30 protein-coding genes are annotated in these 26,904 nt (G+C 70.5%); 9 read left to right on the forward strand and 21 right to left on the reverse strand.

What is annotated here, in order from left to right; genetic code table 11:
• The first annotated feature begins 120 nt into the window (after window positions 1-120).
• Entirely contained in the window at window positions 121-561 is a 441-nt protein-coding gene (locus tag G4Z16_RS31050; RefSeq protein WP_197353880.1) for a hypothetical protein, read from the forward strand.
• Here the strand turns inward: G4Z16_RS31050 and mug are convergent.
• The 7 genes from mug to G4Z16_RS31085 all read right to left on the reverse strand — a co-directional run bounded on the left by mug (window position 558) and on the right by G4Z16_RS31085 (window position 6,579).
• Window positions 558-1,145, reverse strand: a complete 588-nt coding sequence (gene mug / locus G4Z16_RS31055; protein ID WP_197355039.1) for a G/U mismatch-specific DNA glycosylase — start codon at window positions 1,143-1,145, stop codon at window positions 558-560. The two genes, G4Z16_RS31050 and mug, sit on opposite strands and share 4 nt — an antisense overlap.
• Window positions 1,142-2,572: an adenylosuccinate lyase gene (gene purB, locus G4Z16_RS31060; protein WP_197353881.1), complete on the reverse strand. Its 1,431-nt coding sequence runs from the start codon at window positions 2,570-2,572 to the stop codon at window positions 1,142-1,144. Before purB ends, mug begins: the two co-directional genes overlap by 4 nt.
• 33 nt (window positions 2,573-2,605) lie before the next feature.
• Window positions 2,606-3,463 (reverse strand): SGNH/GDSL hydrolase family protein, encoded by an 858-nt coding sequence (locus tag G4Z16_RS31065; protein WP_197353882.1) that lies wholly within the window; start codon window positions 3,461-3,463, stop codon window positions 2,606-2,608.
• 36 nt (window positions 3,464-3,499) lie between these two features.
• Window positions 3,500-4,543 (reverse strand): hemolysin family protein, encoded by a 1,044-nt coding sequence (locus G4Z16_RS31070; RefSeq protein WP_197353883.1) that lies wholly within the window; start codon window positions 4,541-4,543, stop codon window positions 3,500-3,502.
• Complete coding sequence (locus G4Z16_RS31075) at window positions 4,540-5,889, reverse strand: hemolysin family protein (protein ID WP_197353884.1); 1,350 nt, start codon at window positions 5,887-5,889, stop codon at window positions 4,540-4,542. The genes G4Z16_RS31070 and G4Z16_RS31075 overlap by 4 nt, the downstream gene beginning before the upstream one ends.
• 309 nt (window positions 5,890-6,198) lie before the next feature.
• Window positions 6,199-6,348 carry a hypothetical protein gene (locus G4Z16_RS31080; RefSeq protein ID WP_197353885.1) on the reverse strand — a complete coding sequence of 50 codons (150 nt, stop codon included), beginning with the start codon at window positions 6,346-6,348 and terminating at the stop codon, window positions 6,199-6,201.
• A gap of 36 nt (window positions 6,349-6,384) precedes the next feature.
• Entirely contained in the window at window positions 6,385-6,579 is a 195-nt protein-coding gene (locus G4Z16_RS31085) for a hypothetical protein (protein ID WP_197353886.1), read from the reverse strand.
• Between the two features lie 149 nt (window positions 6,580-6,728).
• Between G4Z16_RS31085 and G4Z16_RS31090 the strand changes: the two genes are divergently transcribed.
• Window positions 6,729-6,974, forward strand: coding sequence for a toxin-antitoxin system HicB family antitoxin (locus tag G4Z16_RS31090; protein ID WP_028437302.1), 246 nt, complete (start codon window positions 6,729-6,731; stop codon window positions 6,972-6,974).
• Window positions 6,971-7,342 (forward strand): fic family toxin-antitoxin system, toxin component, encoded by a 372-nt coding sequence (locus tag G4Z16_RS31095; protein ID WP_197353887.1) that lies wholly within the window; start codon window positions 6,971-6,973, stop codon window positions 7,340-7,342. The genes G4Z16_RS31090 and G4Z16_RS31095 overlap by 4 nt, the downstream gene beginning before the upstream one ends.
• 63 nt (window positions 7,343-7,405) lie before the next feature.
• Here the strand turns inward: G4Z16_RS31095 and G4Z16_RS31100 are convergent, their stop codons facing one another.
• From G4Z16_RS31100 to bioB, 4 genes are all read right to left on the reverse strand, one after another.
• Window positions 7,406-8,083: a class I SAM-dependent methyltransferase gene (locus G4Z16_RS31100; protein WP_197353888.1), complete on the reverse strand. Its 678-nt coding sequence runs from the start codon at window positions 8,081-8,083 to the stop codon at window positions 7,406-7,408.
• A 119-nt stretch (window positions 8,084-8,202) separates the two neighbouring features.
• Window positions 8,203-8,901 (reverse strand): dethiobiotin synthase, encoded by a 699-nt coding sequence (gene bioD, locus G4Z16_RS31105; protein WP_197353889.1) that lies wholly within the window; start codon window positions 8,899-8,901, stop codon window positions 8,203-8,205.
• A gap of 4 nt (window positions 8,902-8,905) precedes the next feature.
• Entirely contained in the window at window positions 8,906-10,237 is a 1,332-nt protein-coding gene (locus tag G4Z16_RS31110; protein WP_197355040.1) for an adenosylmethionine--8-amino-7-oxononanoate transaminase, read from the reverse strand.
• A 16-nt stretch (window positions 10,238-10,253) separates the two neighbouring features.
• Window positions 10,254-11,336: a biotin synthase BioB gene (gene bioB, locus G4Z16_RS31115; RefSeq protein WP_197353890.1), complete on the reverse strand. Its 1,083-nt coding sequence runs from the start codon at window positions 11,334-11,336 to the stop codon at window positions 10,254-10,256.
• A gap of 242 nt (window positions 11,337-11,578) precedes the next feature.
• On the opposite strand from bioB, the gene G4Z16_RS31120 reads away from it, so the two are divergent.
• On the forward strand, window positions 11,579-12,802 hold the full coding sequence (locus tag G4Z16_RS31120) for an 8-amino-7-oxononanoate synthase (protein WP_197353891.1): 1,224 nt from the start codon (window positions 11,579-11,581) through the stop codon (window positions 12,800-12,802).
• Window positions 12,803-12,856: 54 nt separating this feature from the next.
• Here G4Z16_RS31120 and G4Z16_RS31125 read toward each other — a convergent pair whose 3' ends face one another.
• A complete protein-coding gene (locus G4Z16_RS31125) occupies window positions 12,857-13,183 on the reverse strand; it encodes a hypothetical protein (RefSeq protein ID WP_197353892.1) in 327 nt (108 codons plus the stop codon).
• A gap of 6 nt (window positions 13,184-13,189) precedes the next feature.
• Window positions 13,190-13,834, reverse strand: a complete 645-nt coding sequence (locus G4Z16_RS31130) for an ATP-dependent Clp protease proteolytic subunit (RefSeq protein WP_197353893.1) — start codon at window positions 13,832-13,834, stop codon at window positions 13,190-13,192.
• Window positions 13,835-13,906: 72 nt separating this feature from the next.
• Between G4Z16_RS31130 and G4Z16_RS31135 the strand changes: the two genes are divergently transcribed.
• Window positions 13,907-14,209 (forward strand): type II toxin-antitoxin system Phd/YefM family antitoxin, encoded by a 303-nt coding sequence (locus tag G4Z16_RS31135; protein WP_197353894.1) that lies wholly within the window; start codon window positions 13,907-13,909, stop codon window positions 14,207-14,209.
• 54 nt (window positions 14,210-14,263) lie between these two features.
• Here G4Z16_RS31135 and G4Z16_RS31140 read toward each other — a convergent pair whose 3' ends face one another.
• Both G4Z16_RS31140 and G4Z16_RS31145 read right to left on the reverse strand, forming a co-directional pair.
• Window positions 14,264-15,214, reverse strand: a complete 951-nt coding sequence (locus tag G4Z16_RS31140; RefSeq protein ID WP_246531163.1) for a M28 family metallopeptidase — start codon at window positions 15,212-15,214, stop codon at window positions 14,264-14,266.
• A 239-nt stretch (window positions 15,215-15,453) separates the two neighbouring features.
• On the reverse strand, window positions 15,454-16,470 hold the full coding sequence (locus G4Z16_RS31145) for an ABC transporter permease (RefSeq protein WP_197353895.1): 1,017 nt from the start codon (window positions 16,468-16,470) through the stop codon (window positions 15,454-15,456).
• A 107-nt stretch (window positions 16,471-16,577) separates the two neighbouring features.
• Between G4Z16_RS31145 and G4Z16_RS31150 the strand changes: the two genes are divergently transcribed.
• The gene (locus tag G4Z16_RS31150) at window positions 16,578-17,219 is read left to right on the forward strand and encodes a TetR/AcrR family transcriptional regulator (RefSeq protein WP_197353896.1); all 642 of its coding nucleotides are present in this window, start codon (window positions 16,578-16,580) and stop codon (window positions 17,217-17,219) included.
• Between the two features lie 247 nt (window positions 17,220-17,466).
• Window positions 17,467-19,122, forward strand: a complete 1,656-nt coding sequence (locus G4Z16_RS31155) for an alpha/beta hydrolase (protein WP_246531164.1) — start codon at window positions 17,467-17,469, stop codon at window positions 19,120-19,122.
• Between the two features lie 100 nt (window positions 19,123-19,222).
• Here G4Z16_RS31155 and G4Z16_RS31160 read toward each other — a convergent pair whose 3' ends face one another.
• The 6 genes from G4Z16_RS31160 to G4Z16_RS31185 all read right to left on the reverse strand — a co-directional run bounded on the left by G4Z16_RS31160 (window position 19,223) and on the right by G4Z16_RS31185 (window position 24,233).
• Window positions 19,223-19,954, reverse strand: a complete 732-nt coding sequence (locus tag G4Z16_RS31160) for a lysophospholipid acyltransferase family protein (RefSeq protein ID WP_197353897.1) — start codon at window positions 19,952-19,954, stop codon at window positions 19,223-19,225.
• Window positions 19,955-20,039: 85 nt separating this feature from the next.
• Window positions 20,040-20,198, reverse strand: a complete 159-nt coding sequence (locus tag G4Z16_RS31165) for a hypothetical protein (RefSeq protein WP_028437290.1) — start codon at window positions 20,196-20,198, stop codon at window positions 20,040-20,042.
• Window positions 20,199-20,309: 111 nt separating this feature from the next.
• The gene (locus G4Z16_RS31170; protein WP_197353898.1) at window positions 20,310-21,260 is read right to left on the reverse strand and encodes a cytochrome c oxidase assembly protein; all 951 of its coding nucleotides are present in this window, start codon (window positions 21,258-21,260) and stop codon (window positions 20,310-20,312) included.
• A gap of 146 nt (window positions 21,261-21,406) precedes the next feature.
• The gene (locus G4Z16_RS31175) at window positions 21,407-22,135 is read right to left on the reverse strand and encodes a type 1 glutamine amidotransferase (protein ID WP_197353899.1); all 729 of its coding nucleotides are present in this window, start codon (window positions 22,133-22,135) and stop codon (window positions 21,407-21,409) included.
• Between the two features lie 31 nt (window positions 22,136-22,166).
• Window positions 22,167-23,405 carry a Mur ligase family protein gene (locus tag G4Z16_RS31180; RefSeq protein ID WP_197353900.1) on the reverse strand — a complete coding sequence of 413 codons (1,239 nt, stop codon included), beginning with the start codon at window positions 23,403-23,405 and terminating at the stop codon, window positions 22,167-22,169.
• Window positions 23,406-23,585: 180 nt separating this feature from the next.
• Window positions 23,586-24,233 (reverse strand): TetR/AcrR family transcriptional regulator, encoded by a 648-nt coding sequence (locus G4Z16_RS31185; RefSeq protein ID WP_197353901.1) that lies wholly within the window; start codon window positions 24,231-24,233, stop codon window positions 23,586-23,588.
• 154 nt (window positions 24,234-24,387) lie between these two features.
• Here G4Z16_RS31185 and G4Z16_RS31190 point away from each other — a divergent pair, with 154 nt between their 5' ends.
• Both G4Z16_RS31190 and G4Z16_RS31195 read left to right on the forward strand, forming a co-directional pair.
• Complete coding sequence (locus G4Z16_RS31190) at window positions 24,388-25,620, forward strand: acyl-CoA dehydrogenase family protein (RefSeq protein ID WP_197353902.1); 1,233 nt, start codon at window positions 24,388-24,390, stop codon at window positions 25,618-25,620.
• Between the two features lie 450 nt (window positions 25,621-26,070).
• Window positions 26,071-26,871: a DUF427 domain-containing protein gene (locus G4Z16_RS31195; protein ID WP_197353903.1), complete on the forward strand. Its 801-nt coding sequence runs from the start codon at window positions 26,071-26,073 to the stop codon at window positions 26,869-26,871.
• Window positions 26,872-26,904: the final 33 nt, after the last annotated feature.

The raw sequence follows: 26,904 nt of genomic DNA on the forward strand, positions 1-26,904 counted from the left end.
GGAAGCCGCAGTTACCGCGAGTACGGATATCTCGCCCCGGTGCGGCCGGACTCGGGCGAAGCGGCAGTCCGGCGAGGTGAGACCTGCCCGGATGTCGGTCGGTGGCGGTTTACTGGGGGAATGAACGACCTCGCACAACACCTCGCCACCATCGACCTGTTACGTGCCCGCCCCTTCCCGGAGCAGCGGGGCCGGCGGGCCGGAGTGGTCAGCGGCCCGGGCTACCACCTGGCCGAGCTGGCGACGAGCGAGGAGTTCTGGGAGGACGACGGCTCGGCCCGGCTCGTCGCAGGGGAGCAGTACGAGGCGGAGTGCGGGGCGTTGAGCGTGCTGCTCACCGGACGATGGGGCGAGCCGCAGGTCTTCAGCCTGAGCAGCGCCCTGATGCGCAGCACCGAGGGAGAGGAGATAGCGGAGCCCTGGCAGGGGCTGAGCGGGGGAGTCCCGTATCTGGAGCTGTGGCGGGCGGAGGGCCGGTGGGTCGCCGTGGGCGTCTCGCAGCTGGGTCCGGTGCTTCCCTTCCAGCTGATCGCCGCCGTCACCGTCAACGACCCTCCCTAGCCGCCCTGTTCGGGTTCCGCGGCCTCCTGCGCCAGGGCGGCTTTCCGCAGCCGGGAGAACTCCTCGGCCATGGCCGTCGGCGTCCAATGTGCGTTCAGCCCGCTGGGGTTGGGCAGCACCCACACCCGGGCGCCGCCGATCATCCGTTCCTGCGGGCCGATCTGGGCCGCACGCTCGCCGAAGGCCGTGCGGTAGGCCGTAACTCCCACCACGGCCAGCCACTTGGGCCTCAGCCGCGCGACCTTGCGGGCGAGCTGTCTGCCGCCCTCCCGGTACTCCTCGGCGCTCAGCTCGCCGGCCTGCGCGCTGGCCCGCTCCACGACGTTGGTGATGCCCAGCCCGTACGTGAGCAGTTCGCGCTCCTCGTCCGGCCGCAGCAGGCGCGGTGTGAACCCTGATGCATGCAGGACGGGCCAGAATCTGTTGCCGGGACGGGCGAAGTGGTGACCCGTGGCCGCCGACATCAGACCCGGGTTGATGCCGCAGAAGAGCACTCGAAGCCCTTCCGCCGCTACGTCCGGGACCAGCTTGTCGCGGGCGGCCTCCAGCTCCTCCCGGCCGGGACGGGGTGCGCGCCGCGTCAGAGGATCGCCCCCGGGGTGTAGGCGGCGGCCTCCGGATGTTCCTTCGTGATCTCCTCGATACGGGCGACCACAGCGCCGACCTGGCCCGCGGCGGCGCCGGTGAAGGCGAGCCGGTCGTCCATCAGGGCGCTCAACTCGCCCTGTCCGAGGGGGATTCGCCGGTCCTCGGCGAGCCGGTCCAGCAGCTCGTTGCGCTCCGCCCCGGCCCGCAGCGCCAGCGCCGAAGCCACCGCGTGCTCCTTGATGACCTCGTGCGCGGTCTCCCGGCCGACTCCTGCCCGTACGGACGCCATCAGCACCTTCGTGGTCGCCAGGAAGGGGAGGTAGCGGTCGAGTTCGCGTTCCACGACTGCCGGGAAGGTACCGAACTCCTCAAGAACCGTCAGGAAGGTCTCCATCAGCCCGTCGAGGGCGAAGAAGGCGTCGGGCAGAGCGACGCGGCGCACCACGGAGCAGGAGACGTCGCCCTCGTTCCACTGGTCGCCGGCCAGCTCGCCGGTCATCGAGGCGTACCCGCGCAGGACGACCATCAGGCCGTTGACGCGCTCGCAGGAACGGGTGTTCATCTTGTGCGGCATGGCGGAGGAGCCGACCTGCCCCTCCTTGAAGCCCTCCGTGACGAGCTCCTGGCCCGCCATCAGCCGGATCGTCTTCGCCAGCGACGAGGGTGCCGCGGCCAGCTGGACCAGGGCCGTCACCGCGTCGTGGTCGAGGGAGCGGGGGTAGACCTGCCCGACGGACGTGAGGGTGTGCGCGAAGCCGAGGTGGGAAGCGACCCTGTGCTCCAGTTCGGCGAGCTTCTGCTCGTCCCCGCCGAGCAGGTCCAGCATGTCCTGCGAGGTGCCGACCGGACCCTTGACGCCGCGCAGCGGGTAGCGCGCGATCAGTTCCGTCAACCGCCCGTAGGCGACGAGGAGTTCGTCCGCGGCGGTGGCGAAGCGCTTTCCGAGGGTGGTGGCCTGTGCGGCCACGTTGTGAGAACGTCCGGCGACGACCAGTTCAGCGTGCTCCCCGGCCAGCCGGCCCAGCCGCGCCAGCAGCCCCACGGTGCGGTCCCGGGCAAGCTCCAGAGACAGCCGGATCTGCAGCTGCTCGACGTTTTCCGTCAGGTCCCGGGAGGTCATGCCCTTGTGCACGTGCTCGTGCCCGGCCAGCGCGTTGAACTCCTCGATGCGGGCCTTCACATCGTGCCGGGTGACCCGCTCCCGTGCGGCGATGGACGCCAGGTCGACGTTCTCCGCCGCTCGCTCGTAGTCGGCGACCGCCTGCTCCGGCACGTCGACACCCAGGTCGCGCTGGGCCCGCAGCACCGCCAGCCACAGCCGCCGCTCCAGCACCACCTTCTGCTCTGGGGACCACAGACGGGCCAGCTCGGCGGAGGCGTAGCGGGAGGCAAGGACGTCGGGGATGCGGGGCTTGTCAGTCACATCACCCGATTCTACGGGGTGTCCTTCCGCCCTCTACGGGGTGTCCTCGCAGGCCAGCGCGGCCAGCTCCGGCCGCTTGGGGATGCGGCCGTCACCGCTGGAGCGGCCGGTCAGCCGCCGTCCGATCCAGGGTACGAGGTGCTCGCGTGTGAAGCGCACATCGGCTCGGCGCCGGGCCAGCCACGACGGTGAGGGGGAGGGTGCGAGGGGTGCGCGCCAGTCCGAGACCGGGGAATGGCCGAGCTGCTGGCACACCGCTTCGGCGACCCGGCGGTGGCCCTCGTCGGTCAGATGCAGCCGGTCGTCGGCCCACAGCCGCGGATCGGCCAGCGGCCCGCCGGTGTACAGATCGACGACGGTCGCACCGTGCCGTGCGGCCAGTTCGTCGATGAAGCCGAACAGGTGCTCCATGCGGGCCCGGTAGCGTTCCAGCCCGGGGCCGTCGCGTCCGGGACTGCGCATCAGCACCAGCTGCCCGCAGCTCGGCGCCAGCTTGCCCACGCTCTCCTCCAGCACGCCGCACACCCTGCCCATGTCGCACCGGGGGCGCAGCGTGTCGTTGAGGCCGCCGACGAGCGTCACCAGGTCCGCGTTCATCGCGGCGGCGGCATCCACCTGTTCCGCGGCGATCTGCCCGATGAGCTTGCCGCGCACCGCGAGATTCGCGTACCGGAAGCCGTCGCCCTCCGCCGGCGCCCCCTGGGCGGGTGCCGAGCCCGCGGCGTGGATGGCGAGACGCCTCGCGAGGAGATCCGCCCAGCCGCGGTAACTGCCGTCCGGAAGCCGGTCGGACATGCCTTCGGTGAAGGAGTCACCGATGGCGACGAAGCTGCGAATGACGGGGGCCTCAGGAGTCGCGGAGGCGTCTGGAGAGTCCTGAGTGGTGCTCACGGGAGTTCATCGTATCCGGTTGCTCAGGGCCACTTTTCACCGCTCTCGGCCGCTGTTCGGCTCCTCCTCCGGGCTGCGGTGAACCAGCTCGCGCAGCACGTCCTCCATGGTGACCACGCCCGCCGTGCGCCCGCCGTCGTCCATCACCGCGGCGAGGTGCGTGCTGCTGGAGCGCATCGCTCCCAGCACGTCGTCCAGCGGCATCGACGCGGAGACCCGGGCGATCGGGCGCATCGCCGTGGCGGGGAAGGCCGCGTCGCGGGGGAGGGCGTCCAGCGCGTCCTTGACGTGCAGGTATCCCAGTGCCCGCCCCTTGCTGTCGACGACGGGGAAGCGGGAGAAGCCCGAGCTGGCCGCGAGCTGCTCCAGCTCCTCCGGAGTCACTCCCAGCCGGGCGGCGACCACGACCTCGGTGGGCTTCGCGATCGCGCCGACGGGACGGCGCCCGAGCTCCAGCGCGTCACGCAGCCGCTCGGTGGAGCGTTCGTCGAGCAGGCCCGCCTCGCTGGAGTCGGCGACCATCTGCGCCAGCTCGTCGTCCGAGAACGTCGAGATGACCTCGCCCCGCGGCTCCACGCGCAGCAGCTTCAGCAGGCTGTTGGCGAAGGCGTTCACGGTGAAGATCACCGGACGCAGCGCGCGCGAGAGCGCCACCAGCGGGGGACCCAGCAGCAGTGCCGCACGCTCGGGCCCGGCCAGAGCGATGTTCTTGGGCACCATTTCGCCCAGCAGCATGTGCGCGTACGTCGCCGCCGTCAGCGCGATGACGAAGGAGATGATGCCGGCGAGGCCCTCGCTGACGCCCATCAGATGGAAGAGGGGCTCCAGCAGATGCTCGATGGCGGGCTCGGCGACCACACCGAGGACCAGCGTGCACAGCGTGATGCCCAGCTGCGCCGCGGCCAGCAGGGCGGAGACGTTCTCCAGCCCCCACAGGACCCGGCTCGCCCGCCGGTCACCCTGCTCGGCGAGCGGTTCGATCTGCGCGCGCCGTACGGAGATCATCCCGAACTCCGCGCCCACGAAGAAGGCGTTGGCAACGAGGGTCAGCAGCCCGATCAGCAGCTGGATCGCCGTCATCGGTCCACCTCATCCTCGGCCCCGTGCTCCTCCTCGGGTTCCGGGGGAGCGGTCAGCTGGGAGCGGGCGGCACGGCGTCCGTGGGCGTCGACGACCTCGATGTGCCAGTCGGTGACGTCCAGTGAATCGCCCCGTTCGGGAATCCGTCCGAGCTCGGTGGCGACCAGGCCGGCCAGCGTCTCGTACGGGCCCTCGGGGGCTCGCAGGCCGATGGCCTCCAACTGGTCGATGCGCGTGGCACCGTCCGCGTCGAAGACGCGCCGCCCGTCCGGGTCGCGGCCCGCGGGGGCGAGGTCCGGGGGTTCCTGGGGGTCGTGCTCGTCGCGCACCTCGCCGACGACCTCCTCGATGATGTCCTCGAGGGTGACGACGCCCGCCGTGCCGCCGTACTCGTCGATGACGACGGCGATGCTGCGGTCCCCGCCCGGCATGCGGTCCAGCAGCCGGTCCACCGTCAGAGACTCCGGCACGAGCAGGGCCTCCCGCATCAGCTCCGTCACCGGGTAGCGCGCACGGTCGTCGGCCGGCACGGCCAGCACGTCCTTGATCCGTACGATGCCGACGACCGTGTCGAGTCCGCCGCGCACCACCGGGAAACGGGAGAGCCCCGTGGCGCGGGTGGCGTTGGCCACGTCCTCGGCGTTCGCCTGCACATCGAGCGAGGTGACCTGCACGCGCGGCGTCATGACGTTCTCCGCTGTCAGCTCCGCCAGGTGCAGCGTTCTGACGAACAGGTCGGCGGTGTCCGGCTCCAGCGCGCCCGCCTTGGCCGAGTGGCGGGCGAGCGCGACGAGTTCGCGGGGGGAGCGGGCGGATGCCAGCTCCTCGGTGGGTTCGAGCCCCATCCTGTACACGATGCGGTTGGCCGTGTTGTTCAGATGCCGGATCAGCGGACGGAAGACCGCCGAGAAGACCCGCTGCGGCGTGGCCACCGCCTTGGCGATGGGCAGCGGCCGGGAGATCGCCCAGTTCTTCGGGACGAGCTCGCCGACCACCATCAGCACGAGCGTGGAGAGCGCCGTGCCGAGGACCAGCGCGGCAGAGGGAGCCGCCGACGACGGCACACCCACCGCCCTCAGCGGTCCGGCGATCAGCTTCGCGATCGACGGCTCCGCGAGCATGCCGACGACGAGGTTGGTGACCGTGATGCCGAGCTGAGCGCCCGACAGCTGGAAGGTCAGCGACCGCACCGCTTCCATGGCGCTTCGCGCGCCGCGCTCTCCCCGCTGCACGGCACGTTCCAGATCGGCGCGCTCCACCGTCGTCAGTGAGAACTCGGCGGCGACGAACGCACCGCAGGCCAGGGCGAGCAGCAGCGCGACGAGGAGGAAGAGCACCTCGGTCACCGGGCCGCCTCCGCAGCGGACGGGAACGCATGGCGGGAGGCGGCGAGCGATGCGGCGCGGGAGGGTGCGGTCACGCCGTGCCGGGCACGGTGCTGTGTGCTGTTGGGAGGGTCGCCCATGGGCGGACTCTCACACCTTTCGGTCAGGGCTGCCCCTGCTCGGTGCGGGGGCGCGGGCGTCACGGGAGGCGGGTCCGGAAGTGACGGCGGTGGTTCATCGTAGACGGACGGTAGCGGCGGCGAGTTCCCAGGGAAGCGGCGCGTATGCTGCCGGACCCGGGGTTCGGCCCCGCTCCTCGCCGCCCGGCCGTCAGCCACGTATTCGCAGCGAGGGCATGAGCATCAACACCAGCACGATCAGGTTCCCCACCGTCCCGAACGGCAGGTACCACAGCCCGAGTACGGCGAGCAGCGTCACCGCCCACCATGCCTGCGACGCCCCCGCGGCGAATGCGGCCACCGAGGCGAGATAAACCGCCGCGTAGCCGACGAACACTCACTTGACCAGCAGCGATCTGGGGTCGAGTCCGATGCCCGAGACCAGGTCCGCCCAGGGGCCCAGCCGGCCGGCGTGCGTACCGCTGCTGGGCGTCACGAAATCACCCGTGACCAGCGCGTGGAGCCCGTCGAAGAGCATCCATCCACCCGTGACCGCCACCATTGCGACCACGGTCCATCCCGCCCAGTTCACGCTGCCTCCCCCCACATCGGTCACGAGCTTCCCCGCAGTCCCTCACGACGCAGAACTGTAGGGCGGGGCACTGACATCGGCCCTGGACGGGCAAGGCCCCGTGCTCCGCCCCATGGCCACTGCTAGCAGATGGGTGCTAGCTTTGAGGTGTGTCGAAGACTCAGCTGAACGTCCGGGTGGACGAAGCGACCGCACACACGGCGCGTGAGCGCGCCCTCGAGCGGGGGGTGAGCATGAACCGCTACATCGAGGAGCTCGTCGAGCGGGACGCGGGGGAGGCGGGCCAGACGTTCGTCGAAGCGGCGTCGGAGTTCATGAAGAGCTACGAGTCGGTCTTCGCCGAGGAGTTTCCGGAGCCCGGGCACCGCGAGAGCGAGGGCCTTCCGCGTACGTGACTCTCCGTATCGACCTCGCCTGGCTTCTGATGGTCGCGGAGTCGAAGGCCCCTGGTGATCCGCGTGTCACCGACTACGGGGCTCTCGTCGCTGCCGTCAGCAGGCACGAAGCGACAATATTCGAGCGCCCCGTCTACGCCGAGCCGCAGGACCGGGCGGCCGCGCTGCTGCAGCTTCTGCTCCACGTGCCCGCGCTGGAACGCGGCAACGCCCTGTTCGCGTGCGCCGTCGCCTACGGCTATCTCGTCGCGAGCGGACTGCGCGTCCAGGCCTCGCCCGAGAAGATCCGCGACCTGGCATGGCTCGTCAAGGACGGCTCCGCGGGCGTGCGCGACATCGCCCTCGAACTGCGCAGCTGGACGGGCTGACCCAGCGGGAACCACCCTCCCTTGTCGGCGACGCTGGCCCGGCTGCCCGGTCGGCCGGGGGATTCAGGGTCGCCGTGCGCCGCCCAGCACGTGGAACGAGGACGGGAAGACCGGGCCGCCCTTCGGCACGAGCAGCCGGCGGAAGGAGACGTCCGTGAACCCGGCAGCGGTGATCTCCCCGACCGGGTCCCTGCCCGTGTGACAGCCGCCGAAGAGCCGGGGCCACACCGTGCCGTCCAGCACCCGCTGGAACCGAACCATGCGAGGACGTCCCTCGGCGCGGCCGTGCTCGTAGAAGCGCAGTTCACCACCGGGCCGCACCACGCGCAGCACCTCTGCGAGGGCACGGGAGACATCGGGGAGGGAACACAGCACCAGCGAGAAGACCGCCGCGTCGAACGTCCTGTCCTCCGCGGGGAGTGCGTCCGCCGTTCCCGCCACCACCTGCACCGGCACCCGCACCGCTTCGCTCCGTGCCGCCGCGTCGGCGGCCGCACGCAGGTGCGGCTCGGGTTCCACGGCAGTCACTTGGGTGACGCTCGCGGGGTAGCGGGCGAAGTTGAGGCCGTTGCCGGCCCCGATCTCGATCACCCGGCCCGAGAGCCCGGCCAGCAGCTCCTCGCGGTGCTCCTTCACTCCGGCCCGTACGTCGGCCGCTTCGCTCAGCCGCTCGTAGAAGCGCGCGAACAGCGGGTGGCGTACGGGCCGTTCACGTGGCGGGTGTGTCTCCGGTGCGGGCATGTCCGCTCCTTCCCGTGGCTTAGGCGTCGGCGCCTGACCGCGTCGGGGCGGCGGGGCCAGGATGCCCTGATTCTGCCCTGCCGATCGGTATGAGCGGGTTCCGGCCGGAGGAGAGGCTCTCAGGTGTCCGTACGGCTGCCGCCGAGCGCACCCGTGAGCCAACTCGGCGCCGCCGCACGGAACTCGGCGGAGCTCATCGCTCCCGCACCGGCGGGCAGCACACCGGCCAGAGGGGTCCCGGCGGCCGTCGGCAGGTCCTCGACGTTGCAGCGTGTCGCCAGGTCGGGCTCGGCGGGGAAGCTGCCGATCACCACACCAAGGGTGCGCAGCCCGCGGGCGCGCAGGGCCTCCGTGGTCAGCGCCGTGGCGTTCAGCGTGCCCAGCCCCGCGGCGGCGACCACCACCACCTCGGCGTCCAGCAGCCGGGCCGCGTCCGCGAGCGTCGACCCGGCCTCGTCGTACCGTACGAGAAGCCCGCCCGCCCCCTCGACCAGCACCAGGTCGTGCCGCTGCGCCAGGCCGCGAGCGGCCTCCGCGATCCGCGCGGGAGCGACGCAGGCGAGACCGGACCGCCGCGCGGCGGTCTCGGGCGCCAACGGTTCGGGGTAGCGGGCGAGTTCGGCCCCGGTGACCTCCTCGCCCGCCAGTTGCCGGACCTGCTCCACATCAGCGGGCTCGCCCGCGGCCACGCCCGTCTGGGCGGGTTTCAGCACCGCCACGGACAGCCCCTGTGACAGGGCCGCCGCGGCCATCGCCGCCGTGGCGATGGTCTTGCCGACCTCGGTGCCCGTCCCGGTGACGACGGTGATGCCGCGCACCGCCTCAGCCCTCCGACGCCGCGGCGAGCATCGCCGAGCAGATCGCCGACACGTCCTCGTCGCTCGTCACATACGGCGGCATCGCGTAGACCATGTCGCGGAACGGCCGCAGCCACACGCCGCTGCTCGCGGCCGCCCGTGCAGCGGCGGCCATGTCGACGTCGTGGCCGAGCTGGAGCACGCCGATGGCGCCGAGCACCCGCACATCGGTCACGCCGGGCAGCTCCGCGGCGGGCGCCAGTCCCTCCCGCAGTCCGTTCTCGATGCGACGTACCTCGCCCGCCCAGTCCCCCTCGAGCAGCAGGCCGACGGAGGCGTCGGCGACGGCGGTGGCCAGCGGATTCCCCATGAAGGTCGGGCCGTGCGCCAGCACCGGCACCTCGCCCCGCGAGATCCCCTCGGCCACCCGCGGGGTGCACAGCGCCGCCGCGAGCGTGAGGTAGCCGCCGGTCAGCGCCTTGCCGAGGCACATCACATCCGGTGTGACACCGGCGTGCTCCGCGGCGAACAGGGCGCCGGTGCGGCCGAATCCGGTGGCGATCTCATCCAGTACGAGCAGCACGTCGTGCTCGTCGCACGCCTCACGCAGCGCCCTCACGTAGGCGGGGGAGTGGAAGCGCATGCCCCCTGCTCCCTGCACGACGGGCTCCACGATCACCGCGGCGAGTTCGTCCGCGTGCCGGCCGACCGTCTCGTGGAGGTGACGCACATAGTTCTCGTCCGGGGCTGCCTCGAAACCGGAAGGCGGGGCGTCCGCGAAGACCTGCCGTGGGAGCACCCCCGACCACAGCTCGTGCATGCCGCCTTCCGGGTCGCAGACCGACATGGGCTGCCAGGTGTCGCCGTGGTATCCGCCCCGCCACGTCATCAGCCGCTGCTTCGCGCCCCGCCCCCGCGAACGCCAGTACTGCAGGCACATCTTGACGGCGACCTCGACCGAGACGGACCCGGAGTCGGCGAGGAAGACGTGTTCGAGGCCCTCCGGTGCGATGTCGACGAGACGCTTCGCGAGCCGCACGGCCGGTTCGTGCGTCAGCCCGCCGAACATCACATGGCTCATGCGCTCCAGCTGCGTGTGCGCCGCCTCGTTGAGCACCGGGTGGTTGTAGCCGTGCACGGCCGACCACCATGAGGACATCCCGTCCACCAGCTCCCGCCGCCCGCAGAACTCCTCGGCCAGACGCAGACGCACGCCGGCCGCCGACTCGACGACCAGCGGCGCGGTACGGCCGGGCATGGGCCCGTACGGATGCCATACGTGCCGCCGGTCCAGGTCGAGCAACTCGTCCGGCTCCAGGGGGACTTGAGGGCCGGGGGAGGTGCGGTCAAGGTCCATGCGAAGTCGGGCCCGCTCAGGCATTGGGCGGCAGCGTGGTGCCGGCTCCCCGCCTGCGCACGGCGACCAGTTCCTCGGGGCGCTTCCCGGCCTGCTCGCGGTGCTCCGGCAGCGTGGTGGTCTCCGCGCCCTCGACCTCGAATCCCGCGTCCGCGATCATGTTCAGGTCGGACTGGCCCTCCTGCCCCTCGCTCGTCAGGTAGTCGCCGAGGAAGATGGAGTTCGCCAGGTGCAGCGCGAGCGGCTGCATCGAGCGCAGATGCACTTCGCGCCCGCCGGCCAGCCGCACCTCCGCGTCCGGGTGCACGAACCGCACCATCGCGAGGATGCGGAGCGCACGCTGCGGAGTCAGATTCCACTCGCTCGCCAGCGGCGTCCCCTCGAAGGGGATGAGGAAGTTGACCGGCACCGAGTCCGGGTCCATCTCGCGCAGCGCGAAGACCACGTCCACCAGGTCCTCGTCGCTCTCGCCCATGCCCGCGATCAGCCCGGAACAGGCCGAGAGGCCGGCGCTCTGCGCCTGACGCACCGTCTCCTGCCGGTCGGAGTAGTCGTGGGTGGTGCAGATGTCCCCGTACGTCGCCTCGGAGGTGTTGAGGTTGTGGTTGTAGGCGTCGGCGCCGGCCTCCTGCAGGCGGGCGGCCTGGCCGTCGGAGAGCAGTCCGAGGCAGGCGCATACCTCGACGCCCTCGTGCTGGTCCTTGATGGCGGAGATGGTCTTGGAGACACGGTCGATGTCGCGGTCCGTCGGTCCCCGGCCGCTGGCCACCAGACAGACCCGCTTTGCGCCGCCCCGCAGACCGGCCTCGGCGGCCGAGGTCGCCTCGTCCGGCTTCAGCCAGGTGTACTTGAGGATCTCCGCCTGCGAACCGAGCCTCTGCGAGCAGTACGAGCAATCCTCCGGGCACAGGCCGGACTTGAGGTTGACGAGGTAGTTGAGTTTCACCCTCCGCCCGAACCAGTGGCGGCGCACCTTCCCGGCGGCCGCCACAACGTCCAGCAGTTCATCGTCGGAGGTCTCCAAAACGGCGCGGGCCTCGTCACGTGTCGGCAGCTCGCGGCGCAGACCCTTCTCAACCAAGTCATTCAGCAGGTCCATGATGGCGATCCTTGCAATTCCGCCGCTCAAGGCCAAGGGGGGAACTCACAACACTGCCCGCGGGCGGTGTGTGTATCGCCACACCACGGCCCTGCGGCCCAGGGGCTACCGTCTATGGAGTGCCGACAAAAGAGCGCGCCGCGTGCCCGGTTGCCGGTTCCGGTTTCCGGGCCCCGTCCCTGCTCCTGTTGCGGACGGGCCCGGTCCGGTACTGAGCCGGGCGGACACCAGGAGGACGAGCCATGCCCGATGAGTTCCGTGCCGCCACCGGCTCGTCGGGCGCGTCCGACGGGACCGGTCACGGTGCGCGTCCCGCGCCGGGCGAGGACCCGTTCGCGTGGACGGTCCGGGCCCGCCGCGCCCGCCAGCGTGCGGGGCTGGTGCGCGAGCTGCGCCCCCGCCCCGCCGGCTCACCCCTGCTCGATCTGGCCGGCAACGACTATCTGAGCCTGGCCCGCCATCCCGAGGTGACCGGGGCCGCCGCCGCGGCGGCGCAGACGTGGGGAGCCGGCTCCACCGGTTCGCGTCTGGTCACCGGCTCGACTTCCCTGCACGCCGAACTCGAGGCGGAGCTGGCCGAGTTCTGCGGTTTCGAGGCAGCACTCGTCTTCTCCTCGGGCTATGCGGCGAACCTCGCGGCGATCACCGCCCTCACCGCGCCCGGAAGCCTGCTGGTCTCGGATGCCGGCAACCATGCCTCCCTCATCGACGGCTGCCGCCTCTCCCGCGCCGAGACCCACGTCGTCCCGCATGCCGACCCCGAGGCGGTACACAAGGTGCTGGACGGGCACGGCGGGCAGGCGCTCGCCGTCACCGACTCAGTCTTCTCCGTCGACGGCGACGCCGCACCGCTCACCGCGCTCGTGGAGGTGTGCCGGGCGCAGGGGGCTGCCCTCGTCGTCGACGACGCCCACGGCCTCGGCGTGCTCGGCGAGGGCGGCCGTGGTGCGCCGCACGCCGCGGGCCTCGCGGGTGCCACCGGTACGGTCGCCACCGTCACCCTCTCCAAGTCCCTCGGCAGCCAGGGCGGAGCGGTCCTGGGACCGGCACACGTCATCGGCCATCTCGTCGACACCGCCCGCACGTTCATCTTCGACACCGGGCTCGCGCCCGCGGCGGCGGGCGCGGCGCTCGCCGCCCTGCGGGTCGTGCGCCGCGAGCCGGAGCGCTCCCATCGTGTGCGTGCCGCCGCCATCCTGCTCCACGAGAGGCTCACCGAAGCCGGGCTGCGCGCCGGACGGCCCGACGCCGCGGTGATCTCCGTACGGGCGCCCGCACCCGAGGACGCCGTGCGCTGGGCAGCGGAATGCCGTGCCGCAGGACTTCAGGTCGGCTGCTTCAGGCCGCCGTCGGTGCCGGACGGCATCTCCCGGCTGCGTCTGACGGCGCACGCGGACCTGAGTGAGGAGCAACTGGAGTGGGCGGCCCGCACCATCGCAGGCACGGCACCGGCCGGCGCCCGCTGAGCAGGCGACCGCCTCAAGCCCCTGCCCTCAGCCCGCCTCCGCTCCGTCAGTTCTTCAGCCGGGGCCTCCGCCCGCGCGCGGCCGGGCGGGCGGCAGCCCCACGAGTGAGGAGCGCCGCTCACCGTCCAGCACGCGCAATGCGGTTGCCAGGGTCGCGCTGTGGAGTTCGCTCTCGCCACGCTCGTGCATCAATGTCAGAGCGTCGCGGAGCGCAGCGGCCTTGCCCACCAGTGCCTGTGCCGCGCGGAGCCCGCTGTAGGTGTGCTCGCCCCGCGCCGGGTTGATGCGGCCGAGGACATCGACCACCTCCAGGTACGCGTCGATCATCTGGCACTCCGCGCCGGTCAGCGCGGGCAGCGGCGGCAGTTCGGGAGGAAGCACCGGCTCTCACCTCTCGGAGGTGTGACGGACGGCGGTGCCGGTCCTGCGGCTGGCGGTGAGACGGTCGATCAGCCCGTACGCCACGGCACCTTCGGCATCGAAGATCTTGTCGCGCTCGAGATCGGCCCTGACGGTCTCCGGGCTCTGCCCGGTGTGCCGTACGTACATCTCCTCCAGCAGGTCCCGTGTGCGCAGCAGTTCCTTCGCCTGGATGGCCAGATCGTCGGCCTGCCCCTGCACGGTCTCGGCGAAGGCCGGCTGATGGATGACGATGCGCGCGCCGGGAAGTGCCAGGCGCTTGCCGGGAGTTCCGGCGGCCAGCAGCACCGACGCCGAGGAGGCCGCCTGTCCCAGGCACACGGTCTCGATGTCACAGCTGACGTACCGCATCGTGTCGTAGACCGCCGACATCGCCGTGAACGAGCCGCCGGGGGAGTTGATGTACAGCGAGATGTCCTGGTCGGGGGCGGCCGCCTCGAGGTGGATGAGCTGGGCCATGACGTCGTTCGCGGCCGTGTCGTCGATCTGCGTGCCGAGGAAGACGATCCGCTCGTCGAGGAGCTTGGAGTACGGATCGAGCGTGCGGATGCCGGCGCTGGTGCGCTCGGTCAGCTCCGGAAGGACATAGCGGGCTGACGGTCTGTCGGGCATGCGCCACCTCTCCCTGGGTCAGGGCTGGAACGTCAAAAATGTACAGGACGTACATGACGTTATGCTGGGAGCATGACGTACGAGATTCCGGTGACGCAAGCACGCGCGGCCCTCGCGGATCTGATCAACCGTGTGGTCTACGGCAGCGAGCGTGTGGTGGTCACGCGGCACGGCAAGCCGCTGGTGGCGCTCGTATCGGCTGCTGACCTGGAAAAACTCGAGAAGCTCAACGAGGCGGCCGAAGAGGGCGTGATCAGCACCGTCTCGGCGGTGCGCGAGGTGCCGTCCGCTGAAGGCGAACGGCAGCGCTTCGGAATCGCCGCGCAGCACCGCGGCCCGGCCACCGGTAACAGGCGGCCGGGCCGGGAGAGTTGAGCCCGGCGGGGCGAGGCCCCGCCTCGGCTCACTGTGAAGGAACTGCGCCGATGCCTAGGAGCTGAGCTCCCACACGGCGTGCGCGATGGCGTCGCTGTTCAGGTCGAGCGCCTTCTCGTTGACGTTCGAGATGTCGTCGCACTCCGAGTGGTAGCACTTGTCGTACGGCTCACCCGCCTTGCCGTCCCACTGCTTGGCCTGCTCCTCGGTCATCGTCTCGCCGGCCCCGGTGAAGGTGCCGCCGACGGTCACTCCCGCGTCCGCGAACGAGGCGTGGTCGCTGCGCCCGTTGACCTCGGGGGATGTGGCCGTGGTGATGTCCTTGGACTTGAAGTAGTCCTGGAAGACCTTCTGCACGGCCGCGTCGTCGTCGTAGACGAAGTAGCCCGCGTTGGGTGAGGCGATCATGTCGAAGTTCAAGTAGGTGTTGATCTTCTTCACGTCGCCCTCGGAGAGGCTGCTGACGTACTTCTGCGAGCCGACCAGGCCCTCTTCCTCAGCACCCCACCAGGCGAAGCGCAGGTGCTTCTTCGGCTCCAGCTTCTCCTTGGCGACGGCGAGAGCGACCTCGAGGATTCCGGCGGAGCCCGAACCGTTGTCGTTGATTCCGGGGCCGCTGCCCACCGAGTCCAGGTGGGAGCCGGCCATCACCGTGTTGTCCTCGGAGCCGCCCTTCGGCCAGTCGGCGATGAGGTTGTATCCGGTCGTCCCGCCGTGGTCGAACTCCTGGACGTCGGTCTTGAATCCGGCGTCGTCGAGCTTCTTCTTGATGAGGTCGATGGACGCCTTGAAGCCCGGCTCGCCGTGAGCGCGGTTGCCGCCGTTCTCCTCGGCCACGGACTGCAGTTCCTTGAGGTCCTTCTGGACGGCGTCCACGGATATGTCGGGTGCCGCGGCCTGCTCGGGCTTGGCCGCCTGAGCGGCGCCTGCCCCGAGGAGTGAGGCTGCCAACGCGGTGCTCGCGGAGGCGATGATGAGCACACGACGCTTCTCTTTGCGGATCACAGGGACTCCGATGTTTGTGGGGGGTTCGAAGTTACTGCTCGGTGTTGCGTCCACATGAGAATCATCCGAGCGTCACCGCTCCGTCAAGAGCGTTCACCGGACGCGGGGTTGCGGCATACGGAGAGTCGCGGCCGGAGGTGCCGGTACGTCCGGACATCGGATGAACAAGGAGCTGAATGCCGCCCACGTGGCCCCAACGGGCGGCGTACGGCCCGTACTCGAGGCGGCGGCGTCGCTGTTCAGGCAGTCGGAATCCGACGTCCCGTCCGCGAGGAGTCCTCAGGCACCTCGGTGGTCTGCTTGCGCAGTCCGCCGACGGTGACGAACGTGAGCCCGGCCACGGCCCACACGGTGAGCACCAGCACGGGGGAGTCGGAGGCGCTGCCGTCGAAGAAGCCGACGGAGCGCAGCAGCGTCGCGCCGGCGCCCGGCGGCAGCCACTGGCCGATCGTCCCGAGAGGCTCGGGCAGCATCTCAGGGGCGGAGGTGACGCCCGAGAACGGGTTGCCGAAAAGCACCATCGCCATCGCCCCCGATCCGATTCCCGCCCGCCCCAGCAGTGCGCCGAGTCCGGCAACGCTCGCGCTCACCGCGAGCGAGAACAGTCCGAACGAGGCCGACTCCGCCCACCAGTTGCCCGTGAGCACTCCGAGCCAGCTGTGCGTGAGCGCGGCGGCCACCGCGCCGGAAAGCGCCGCCGAACCCAGCAGCGCGACGACGGCACGGGTGCCGCGCAGCCCGAGCACGGCGACCATGGCGCCCGCCGCCACCCCGCCGATCGCCAGCGGCAGCACACTCGAACTCAGCGCCGCACCCCGCGGATCGACCTCGGGGGCGGCGACCACGTCCGTCGAACGCGACGCCGTACCGGCCCCGGAGGGCCCGCCCGCAACCTGCTGCAGGGCCTGGGCGACAACCGGGCTCGCCGCGCTCGCCGTCAGGGCGTGCGGTCCCTTCGGGGTCGCCACGACCGCGCCGTAGACCTCGCGGCGCTCGATCGCGTCGCGGGCAGCCGCCTCGTCGTCGTACCGGTGTATCTCGAACGCCTCACCGTCCCGGCTCAGTTTCTGCTCGACGGATGCGGCGGCGGCCGGCGGTCCGGCGACGCCAACGGGGAGATCACGGGGTGCCGTACGGGCAGCCGGCCAGGCGAATGCCCACAGCGCGAGGGCGACGATCGCCGGGACGAGGAGGAGTACGGCGAGGAGCGCGCGGGGGTGCGGCGCCGGCGGGCGACGGAGCGAGGAACCGGGCATGCGGTGGCCCTTCCGATCTAAAGAGAAGGATCGTTCGTTTTACTTTGCTCACGGTCCCGCTCCCGTCCTCGCTTGTCAAGAATGAACGTTCGTTTTAGTCTTCGGGCATGGCCCGCGTTTCCCAGGAGCACCTCGACGCACGGCGGCGGCAGATCCTCGACGGTGCCCGTCGCTGCTTCAAGAGCAACGGCTTCCACGCCACGTCCATGCAGGACGTGCTCAAGGAAGCGGGCCTTTCGGCAGGTGCGGTCTACCGCTACTTCCGCAGCAAGGAGGAGATCGTCGCGGCGGTCGCCGCCGAGACGCTGGAGAGCGTGCGCGAGGCGTACGCGACGGTCGCCGCCGCGGATCCGCCGCCCACTCCGGACGAGCTCTTCGGCACCGTCCTCTCCCGCCTCCGCAAGTCACTGGGCGACTCCGACGACCAGCGCGCACTGCCGCAGCTGCTGATGCAGGTGTGGGGCGAGACGCTGCGCAATCCCGACGTGGCACGGGTCCTCGCGGACGGGTACCAGGGTCTGCGCGGCCAGTGGGTGGTGCTCGTCGAGGCGTACCAGGCCCGCGGCTGGGTGGACCCCGAGGTCAACTCGGACCATCTGGCACGTGCTCTCATCGGCACGGTCCAGGGCTACTTCGTGCAGCAGGCGCTCTTCGGCGGCCTGGACCCGGCCGAATTCCAGGAAGGTCTGCGGGCGTTGGTCACCATGAACGTCCCGGAACTGCGCAACCCGGAGCGGGCACCGGAGTGACGGCCGGCAACTCCTCGCCGGCGCACGGGGGATGACCCGCGGGCCGGGCCCACAGGGCGGGGTGACGGCCGTGCGCCCGGATGGCCGCGCTGCGCAGGCGCGCCCCGGAGCGGGCCGGTAGATTCACGACTTGGTAAAGATCACAAGCGCGCTCTGTCCCCTGCCTGCGGTGGGCAGGAAGGATCGGCGCAACTGTGATCAACGATCACTGTTGCGTCCAGCGGCCCACTTCAGGGGGGAGCCCCCAGTGAACATACGCAATACGAGCCTCGCCGCCGCCGGCGCAGCGGCGCTCACCGCAGGTCTCATCTTCGTCCCCTCGGCGTTCGCGGACTCCGGAAGCGGTCAAGCCGCGCCCGGTGGGGGTGCCGAGGCCCGCGGTGTGAAGGCCGCGGCCGTCCGTGCGGCCAAGGAGGGCGTCGACTGGAAGGACTGTCCCAAGGACTGGGGCCTTGCGAAGCCCATCCAGTGCGGGTTCGTCACCGTGCCCGTCGACTACGCCGACCCGGACGGCCGGACCATCAAGCTCGCCGTCGACCGCGCCAAGAGCACCGGCGGCAAGGACGACCGCCAGGGATCGCTGATCTACAACCCGGGCGGGCCCGGCGGCTCCGGCATGTCCTTCCCCACGCGTGTCACCAAGGACAACGCCCTGTGGACCAAGACCGCCAGGGCATACGACTTCGTGGGCTTCGACCCGCGCGGGGTGGGCCACTCCTCGCCCATCTCCTGCATGGACCCGCAGGAGTTCGTCAAGGCTCCGAAGCTGGACCCGGTGCCTGACGACGAGGCGGACAAGCAGGCCCAGCGCAAGCTGGCCCAGGAGTACGCAGACGGCTGCAAGGAGCGCAGCGGCAGCCTTCTGCCGCACATGACGACGCCGAACACGGCCCGCGACCTCGACGTCATCCGTGCCGCGCTGGGCGACAAGAAGCTGAACTACCTCGGCGTCTCCTACGGCACCTACATCGGCTCCGTCTACAGCACCCTCTTCCCCACGCATGTGCGCCGCATGATCGTGGACAGTGTCGTCAACCCCTCCCGTGACCAGATCTGGTACAAGAACAACCTCGACCAGGACGTCGCCTTCCAAGGACGCTGGGAGGACTGGACGAAGTGGGTCGCCGAGAACGACGCCACCTACGGCCTCGGCGACACCGCCGCGAAGGTCGAGGCGCAGTGGAAGAAGCTGCGGGCCGAGGCGAAGAAGAAGCCCATCGGCGGTGTCGTCGGACCGGCCGAACTGCTCGGCTTCTTCCAGAACGCCCCCTACTACGACCAGATGTGGGCTCCTGTCGCCAAGGCCTGGTCCTCGCACGTCAAGGGCGACGAGAAGGCGCTCGTCGAGGCCGCCGGACCTGACATGGCGGACAAGGCCGGCAACAAGGCGGCCGAGAACGGCAACGCCGTCTACACCGCCGTCGAGTGCACCGACGCCAAGTGGCCCACCAGCTGGAACAAGTGGGACCGGGACAACAGCCGGCTGCACCAGAAGTACCCGTTCCTCACCTGGTCGAACGCCTGGCTGAACCTGCCCTGCGCCACCTGGCCCGTCAAGCAGCAGCAGCCGGTCGAGGTGGGTGCGGACAAGGGCCTGCCGCCCGTCCTCATCGCGCAGTCCGAGCGCGACGCCGCCACGCCGTACGGCGGCGCCGTCGAGGTGCACAAGCGTCTGAAGGGCTCACGCCTGATCACCGAGCGGGACGCGGGATCGCACGGCATCACCAACGTCCGCAACCCCTGCATCAACGAGCGCGTGGAGACCTACCTCCTCAAGGGAGACGCCGGTGCCAAGGACGTCGTCTGCGCTCCGCACTCGAAGCCCGTGCCTCAGATCATCGGCGGTCTGACGGCTCCGGAGGCCAAGGCCGGCACGGCGGCCTGGCTGCGGGCCCCGCACTGACACGGGAGTCCGAACAGCGCGACATGCGAAGGGGACGGCCGGAACTCCGGTCGTCCCCTTCGTCGTTCGGGCCTCCCGAATCCGTTCCGGGAGATCCCGTTCAGGAGTCCTTGCGCTCCTCGCTCCGCCCGCGTGCACGGGCCTCCTGACGCTCCTTCGCCTGCAGCGCTTTCGCCTCAGGCGCGTACATGTCGACGTACTCCTGGCCGGACAGCTGAAGGATCTCGTGGATGATCTCGTCCGTGACCGCCCTCAGCACCGTGCGCTCGCTCTCCATCCCCGCGTAGCGCGAGAAGTCCAGCGGCTCACCGAAACGGATCGTCACCTTGCCGAACCGGGGCATCTTCCGTCCGGGCGGCTGGAGTTCGAAGGTCCCCACCATCGCGCAGGGAATGACCTTCACGCCCGCCTGCAGCGCCATCGACGCGACACCGACGCGGCCCTTGTACAGCCTGCCGTCGTGGGAACGGGTGCCCTCGGGATAGATGCCCAGCAGCTCGCTCCTGCGGAGCACGCCGAGGCCCTCGTCGATGGCGGCCTGGCCGGCGCCCTTGCCCGAGCGGTCCACGGGGATCTGGCCCACGCTCCGGAAGAAGGCCGCCGTGAGCCGCCCCTTCAGGCCCGGCCCCGTGAAGTACTCGGACTTCGCCAGGAATGTGATGCGCCGTCGGAGGATGGCCGGCATCAGGAAGTGGTCGGAGACGGAGAGGTGATTGCCGGCCACGATGGCCGCACCCTCATCCGGAATGTTCTCGAGCCCCTCGATCCGCGGGCGGAAGTACAGCCGCAACAGGGGCCCCAGCAGTACGTACTTGAACAAGTTGTAGAACACGCTACGGCCTTCCCCCATGCGTCGATGAGATCGCAGAGTAGCCCCCACCACCGCATGCGGGGGAGGGGGCCCACCGGACGGGGTCTCAGCTGCGCTTCGTGGATACGGCCCCCACCGTGACCAGAGCCAGGACGACCCATCCGAACCAGAGCCAGCCGCTGCTCCCCATGGTCACCGTGTAGGCCGTCACGAGAATGAGCGCCGCCACCGTACCGACGGTCAGAGCCTTGGCAGAGCGAGGCATCACAACACCCTCCTCCCGGCGATCCGGCCGGCGACGGGGATCGCGTGCAAATGGAACCGGGTCCGACTCCTATGGTCGCTCGCGCAGTGGCAGTGGCGCTACTGCCCCCGGTCACTGCTGACGGGCCTGCAGGGAGGCCAGATACGCGTTGTACTCGGCGAGCTCCTTGTCGCCGTCGCGGTCGGCCATCCTGTCCCTGCGCCGCGCCTCGCGCTCCTCCGACCTGTGCCACTGGAAGACCAGCGCGAGGAGCACCAGCACCGAGGGGATCTCGCTGAACGCCCAGGCGATCCCGCCGGCCGCCGTCTGGTCCGACAGCGCCGTCACCTGCAGTGACGCCGGTGGGTTCGCGTACGTGGCGATCATCGGCTCAGTGGCCATCATCAGCGCGATGCCGAAGAAGGCATGGAAGGGCATCCCGGCGAACAGTTCGAGCATCCGCATCAGATAGCCGGGCCGGTGCGGGCCCGGATCGACACCCATGATCGGCCAGAAGAAGACCAGCCCGACCAGCAGGAAGTGCCCCATCATCGCCAGGTGCCCGGCCGTGGAGCGCATCAGGAAGTCGAAGATCGGCGTGAAGTACAGGGCGTAGAGGCTCGCGATGAACAGCGGGATCGTGAAACCGGGGTGGGTCAGCACGCGCAGGACGCGGCTGTGCAGCAGCGCCACGAGAAGCTCCCGCGGTCCCTTGCGGCCGCGCCCCGCCGACGGCAGCGCCCGCAGCGTCAGGGTCACCGGCGCCCCCAGCAGCAGGAGGATCGGCGCCAGCATGCTGATGATCATGTGCTGCACCATGTGGACGCTGAAGAGCAGCATCCCGTACTCGTTCAGTGCCGTGCACATCGCCACCGCGACGGCGAGCACACCCAGGACCCACGCGACGGTGCGGGCGACGGGCCACGCGTCGCCCCGCCGACGGAGCCGCACCACTGCCCCCCCGTACAGCACCAGCGCCAGGAGGCACCCCACCAGGAAGAACGGCTCGCCGGTGAACTCCAGGCCGCGGCCGAGTGTGAACGGCGGCAGATCCGTCGTCATGCCGTGTCCACCGTGGTCCATCCGCGCTCTCTCCTGACTTGGGCGTTCTGCCCGACAAGCGTATTCCCCCCGGTTCCGCGGCCCGTAGGGACCCCCGACTGTGCCCGCACATGCGAATCCCCCGCCCGGAAGGTGCTCCCGGGGCGGGGGAGAGGAAGCGGGGGGTGTCAGGCGGGCTGGAGGGCCGCCGAGATCCGCTCCTTGCGCAGCGCCTCGTACCACTGGTCGTTGACGGACGGCAGCGCGTTCACATCCAGTGCCAGCTTGATGAGGTGGTCGGCGATCTGCGGATTGCGGGCCAGCACCGGACCGTGCATGTAGGTGCCGAAGACCGTGTCGTTCCACGCGCCCTCGGTGCCGTCGCCCGTGCCGTTGCCCTTGCCCAGCCGTACCTGCGCCAGCGGCCGTGCCCCGGGCCCGACCTTGGTGATGCCCTGGTGGTTCTCGAAGCCCGTCAGCTCCGGCAGGCCCAGTTCCGGGTCGATGTCGGCCAGTACGTCACCCACGCACCGTTCCGCCTCACCGCGCGTGCTGACGACGTCCAGCAGCCCGAGGCCCTTCTGCGGCTCACCGAGGTCGTTGACGAACTCGCGGCCCAGGATCTGGTAGCCGGCGCAGACGGAGAAGATGATGGCGCCGTTGTCGACGGCCCGGTGCAGCCCGCCGTCGCGCAGCAGCCGCTCCGCTGCGAGCCGCTGCGGCCGGTCCTCGCCGCCGCCGATCAGATAGATGTCCGCGGACGTGGGCACCTGCTGGTCGGAGCGGATGTCGGTGCGCTGCACCTTCAGCCCGCGCTGATGCGCGCGCCGCTCCACCACCAGGGCGTTGCCCTGGTCCCCGTAGGTGCTGAGGAGGTCGGGGTACACCCACACCACTCGCAGGCCCGTGTCACTCATGCTCGCCAACTCCTTGAGCGGGTCGATGGGTTCAGTTGCCGACGACGCGGCGCAGATCCTGGAAGGCCGTGTAGTTCGCGATCGCCTCGATGCGCCCGGGCGGGGACGCCGAGACCGCTTCTGCCGGGCTCTCGCAGACCTGGAAGTCGACGCCGGCGACCTCCAGACGTACCGCCAGGTCCAGCTTGCGGTCACCGATCACGCAGATCGGGTGCCCGGCCAGACGTGAGTAGTCCACGTCCCACAACCATGAGGTGTCCGTGCCGTCGGCGCCGCGGGCGTTGACCGAGAGGATGACCGGAGCGGGGGGAGCGTCGATGAGGGAGAAGGTCTCGAGCCAGCCCGCGGGGTTCTTCGCCAGCAGCAGCCTTACCTGACGCCCGCGGTAGTCCACCACGTCGTAGCGGCCGGCGACGGCGGTCACCGCGTGCATGCGCTCCAGCGCCACCTGCGGGGGAACGCCGAACGCCGCGGCCACGGCCGCGGAGGTGGTGGCGTTGGCCTTGTTGGCACGGCCGGGCAGCTGAAGTTTGATCGGCCAGGCCGAACCGTGCGGGTCCAGCACCTCGTCACCGGAGAGCGCCCAGCTCGGGGTGGGGCGCCGGAAGCCACACTCGGCGCAGAACCAGTCGTCGTCCGGACGCTGCATCACGCCGCCGCACGCCGGGCACGACCACGCGTCGTCCTTCCACTCCTGGCCGGCGGCGACCCACACCACGTTCGGCGCGGAGGAGGCGGCCCAGACGACGAGGGGGTCGTCGGCGTTGGCGATGACCACGGCCTTCGTGCCGGAGAGGCCCTCGCGCCAGCGCTCGGCGAGCATGCGCGTCTCGGCGGCGCGGTCGAGCTGGTCACGGGAGAGGTTGAGCAGGGCGATGGCCTTGGGGGTCACATCGCGTGCGACCGTGGCGAGGTACTTCTCGTCCACCTCGATCACGCCGTACTGGGCGTCCGATCCGCCCGCGAGAGCCGAGGTGATCCCGGCGGGCATGTTCGCGCCCAGGGCGTTGGAGACCACGCCGCCGTTGGCGCGCAGCGCCTCCGCGATCAGCCGCGTGGTGGTCGTCTTGCCGTTCGTCGCGGACACCAGGACAACGTCCAGGTGATGGGCCACCTGGGCCAGCAGGTCGGGATCGAGTCTGAGCGCGACCTTGCCGCCGATCACCGATCCGCTGCCGCGACCCGCCGCACGCGATACCGCTGCCGCGGCCTTGCCTGCCGTCACGGCCAGCCTGGCCCGCGGAGACAGCGGCTCCTGGTTGCCTGCCATCGTCCTGCTCCTCCTTGCCCCTCGGTCGGGAGCAGCCTACCGAGGTCCGCAGCCGCGCCCGAACCGCCTCACCCACAGGGAAGTTGCGCATCCCGCACCGGGCCAGCCCGGTGCGTCCGGGATGCGGCTCCGTCGTGCGTACCCGGAACGCCCCGCCGCGTGCCGGGCTCCCGCCGGTGTTCAGAGACTGCCGGGGGCTCCGGGATGGTCGTCGGCCATCGCCAGCCGACCCCACAGCAGGTCGGCGAGCTGCCTGACCAACTCGGCGCGGGAGCAGGGACGTTCACGCAGCCACCAGTCACCCGCCGCGTATGCCATCCCGACGACGCCGTGTCCCCAGATGCGTGCCGTCTCCTGGCCGCCGGGGCCCAGGTCGAGGCGTTCCTCGATGACCTTGCCCAGTTCGTCGCCCAGGCGGCGCAGCAGGGGAGCGGAGTGCTGTCCGGCCTCGAAACCGCGGTCGCCGCCCGAGGCGCCTTCGGAGGGGTGCATGAGGAAGCGGTAGACCTGCGGGCGGGTCTCGATCGCGGCGAGGTAGGTGTCCAGCGTGGCCTCGACGCGTTTTCGCCGCTCTGCAGGGGCGTCCAGCGCGGCTCTGAGCGCGCCGATCAGGGCGTCCGTGTGCCGGACGGCCAGCGCGCGGTAGAGGCCTTCCTTGTCACCGAAGTGCCGGTAGAGAATGGGCTTGGTGATGCCCGCCTCGGCGGCAATGGCGTTCATCGAGGCACCGGGACCGTCGCGAAGGACGACGCGGTCGGCGGCCTCGAGCAGCTCCTTGCGGCGGCGATCGGCGGAGCTTCGCTGCTCCGTCGGCTGCTTGGTCTCCATGGCGCCTCCCCTCCCTTTTCATTCTCGCTACCCCAGCGAAACGTAACACCCGCGACAGCGCCACGAACGCTCGAGACCGGGAGTTGACATCCATTACCGACCAGTAACAGACTTGCCATTACCATTGGTAACTCAGCTGCTGGAAGGACCGGTCATGGGCGACACCGCATTCGCGCTCGATCTCAATGACGATCAGAAGGAGATCCGTGAATGGATCCACGGTTTCGCCGCCGATGTGATCCGCCCTGCCGCCGCGGAATGGGACGAGCGCGAAGAGACTCCCTGGCCCGTCATCCAGGAAGCCGCGAAGATCGGTCTGTACTCACTCGATTTCTACGCGCAGCAGTTCTTCGATCCGACCGGCCTCGGCATCGCGATGACGATGGAGGAGCTGTTCTGGGGGGACGCGGGAATCGCCCTGTCCATCGTGGGCACCGGTCTGGCAGCCATCGGCGTGATGGCCAACGGCACCGAGGAGCAGATCGGCACCTGGGTCCCGCAGATGTACGGCGACGCCGGTGACGTGAAGGTCGCTGCGTTCTGCTCCTCCGAACCCGACGCAGGCTCCGACGTGTCGGCCATGCGCACCCGCGCCGTCTACGACGAGGCCAAGGACGAGTGGGTGCTCAACGGCACCAAGACCTGGGCCACCAACGGCGGCATCGCCAACGTCCACGTCGTCGTCGCCGTCGTCGACCCTGAACTGGGCAGCAAGGGCCACGCCTCCTTCATCGTCCCGCCCGGCACGCCCGGCCTCTCCCAGGGCCAGAAGTTCAAGAAGCACGGCATCCGCGCCTCCCACACCGCCGAGGTCGTCCTCGAGGACGTACGCCTCCCCGGCAGCTGCCTGCTGGGCGGGAAGGAGAAGCTGGACGAGCGCCTCGCCCGGGCGCGCGAGCGCGCCAAGAAGGGCGGCGAGCGCGTGAAGAACGCGGCCATGGCGACCTTCGAAGCGTCCCGGCCGTCGGTTGGTGCGCAGGCCGTGGGCATCGCCCGCGCCGCGTACGAGGTCGCGCTCGACTACGCGAAGGAACGCGTCCAGTTCGGGCGCCCCATCATCGACAACCAGGGCGTCGCCTTCCAGCTGGCCGACATGCGCACCCGCATCGACGCTGCCCGCCTGCTGGTGTGGCGCGCCTCGTGGATGGCGGCGGCGGGCAAGCCGTTCGACTCCGCCGAGGGCTCCATGTCGAAGCTCTACGCCGGCGAGACGGCGAAGACGGTCACCGCCCAGGCCATGCAGATCCTCGGCGGCAACGGTTACACACGCGAATACCCCGTCGAGCGGATGCACAGGGACGCGGCCATCTACACCATCTTCGAGGGCACCAGCGAGATCCAGCGCCTGGTCATCGCCCGTACGCTCTCGGGCGTTCCCATCCGCTGAGGGTCGAAGGGCCGGACGGCACCGGCCGGCTGTCGTGAGAGGCCTTTCCGGGCGAGCCCGGAGAGGCCTCTTCGTCACGAGCGCCACAGCACGACGAGCGGGCCCGGCGGACCGCGCGCCGGATGCCCGGGGTTCGCCGGTGCTTCCGGTCAGGACGCGTCGCCCGGCGGGATCGACGGCATGTCGCCGCTCCGGAGGTCCGGTCGCCGGTCGACCTGCCCGATGCCTTTCCAGTACGTGACCGCGGGGCACGTGGGAGCCGGGCGCGGCGGAGTGGCCGGTCACCGCTTTGCGAAGGCCGTGACGTCCACACCGGGACGACTTCAGGCTGCCTGAATCCGCGTCGGCCAGGACTCCGCGGACGCATACCGGGTCGCGCGCCTGTGGGTCCCCGGCGGTGCGAGAGTGGGGAACGGACCGCATTGCCACATCGATCCGGAGGCCGGACCCATGACCCTCACGCTCGGCGGCGGACCGCTCGCATCGCGGTCCCCGCAGACCGTCAACTACACGATCGACGGCCCTGCACACCGGCTGCTGTGGCAGCACTTCCCGCGCCGAGTACGTGCGCTGCTGGGCAGCAGCACGCTGCTGGACTCCACCGACGCCAAGCTCCTGCACGAGAGCAACCTGCTGCCGCAGCTCTACGTCCCCTTCGCCGATCTGCGCGAGGAGGTGCTGGAGGAGAGCTCCCACAGCACCCACTGCCCCTTCAAGGGGGACGCCCGCTACTGGAGCGTGCGCGTGGGGGACCGCTTCGTCGAGAACGCCGTGTGGAGCTACCCCGAGCCGCTGGACGGCGCGGAGTGGCTGAAGGGCCACGCGGCCGTGTACTGGTCGGCCATGGACGCCTGGTTCGACGAGGACGAGGAGGTCAGCGGCCATGTGCGCGACCCGTACCACCGCATCGACGTACGTCCCACCAGCCGCCACGTCGTGGTCAGGGCCGGCGGCACCGACGTCGCCGAGAGCCGCCGCGCGTTCCTGCTCTCCGAGACGGGTTTGCCCAACCGCTTCTACCTGCCGCAGCAGGACGTGCGCGCGGAGCTGCTCAGCCCGAGTGCCACCCACACGCACTGTCCCTACAAGGGCCAGGCCTCCTACCGGACGCTCCGCACCGCCGACGGCGTCATCGAGGACGCGGCCTGGTGCTACGAGCAGCCCTTGGACGAGGCCACGCGCATCGCGGGGTATTTGTGCTTCCTCGCGGACGGCGTCGAGACCGTCGTGGACGGCACGCCCCTGAGCTAAGGCCCGGCGCGTCAGGCTCACAACCCCGGTGGA

The sequence above is a fragment of the Streptomyces bathyalis genome, from assembly GCF_015910445.1.
Taxonomy (GTDB): Bacteria; Actinomycetota; Actinomycetes; order Streptomycetales; family Streptomycetaceae; genus Streptomyces; species Streptomyces bathyalis.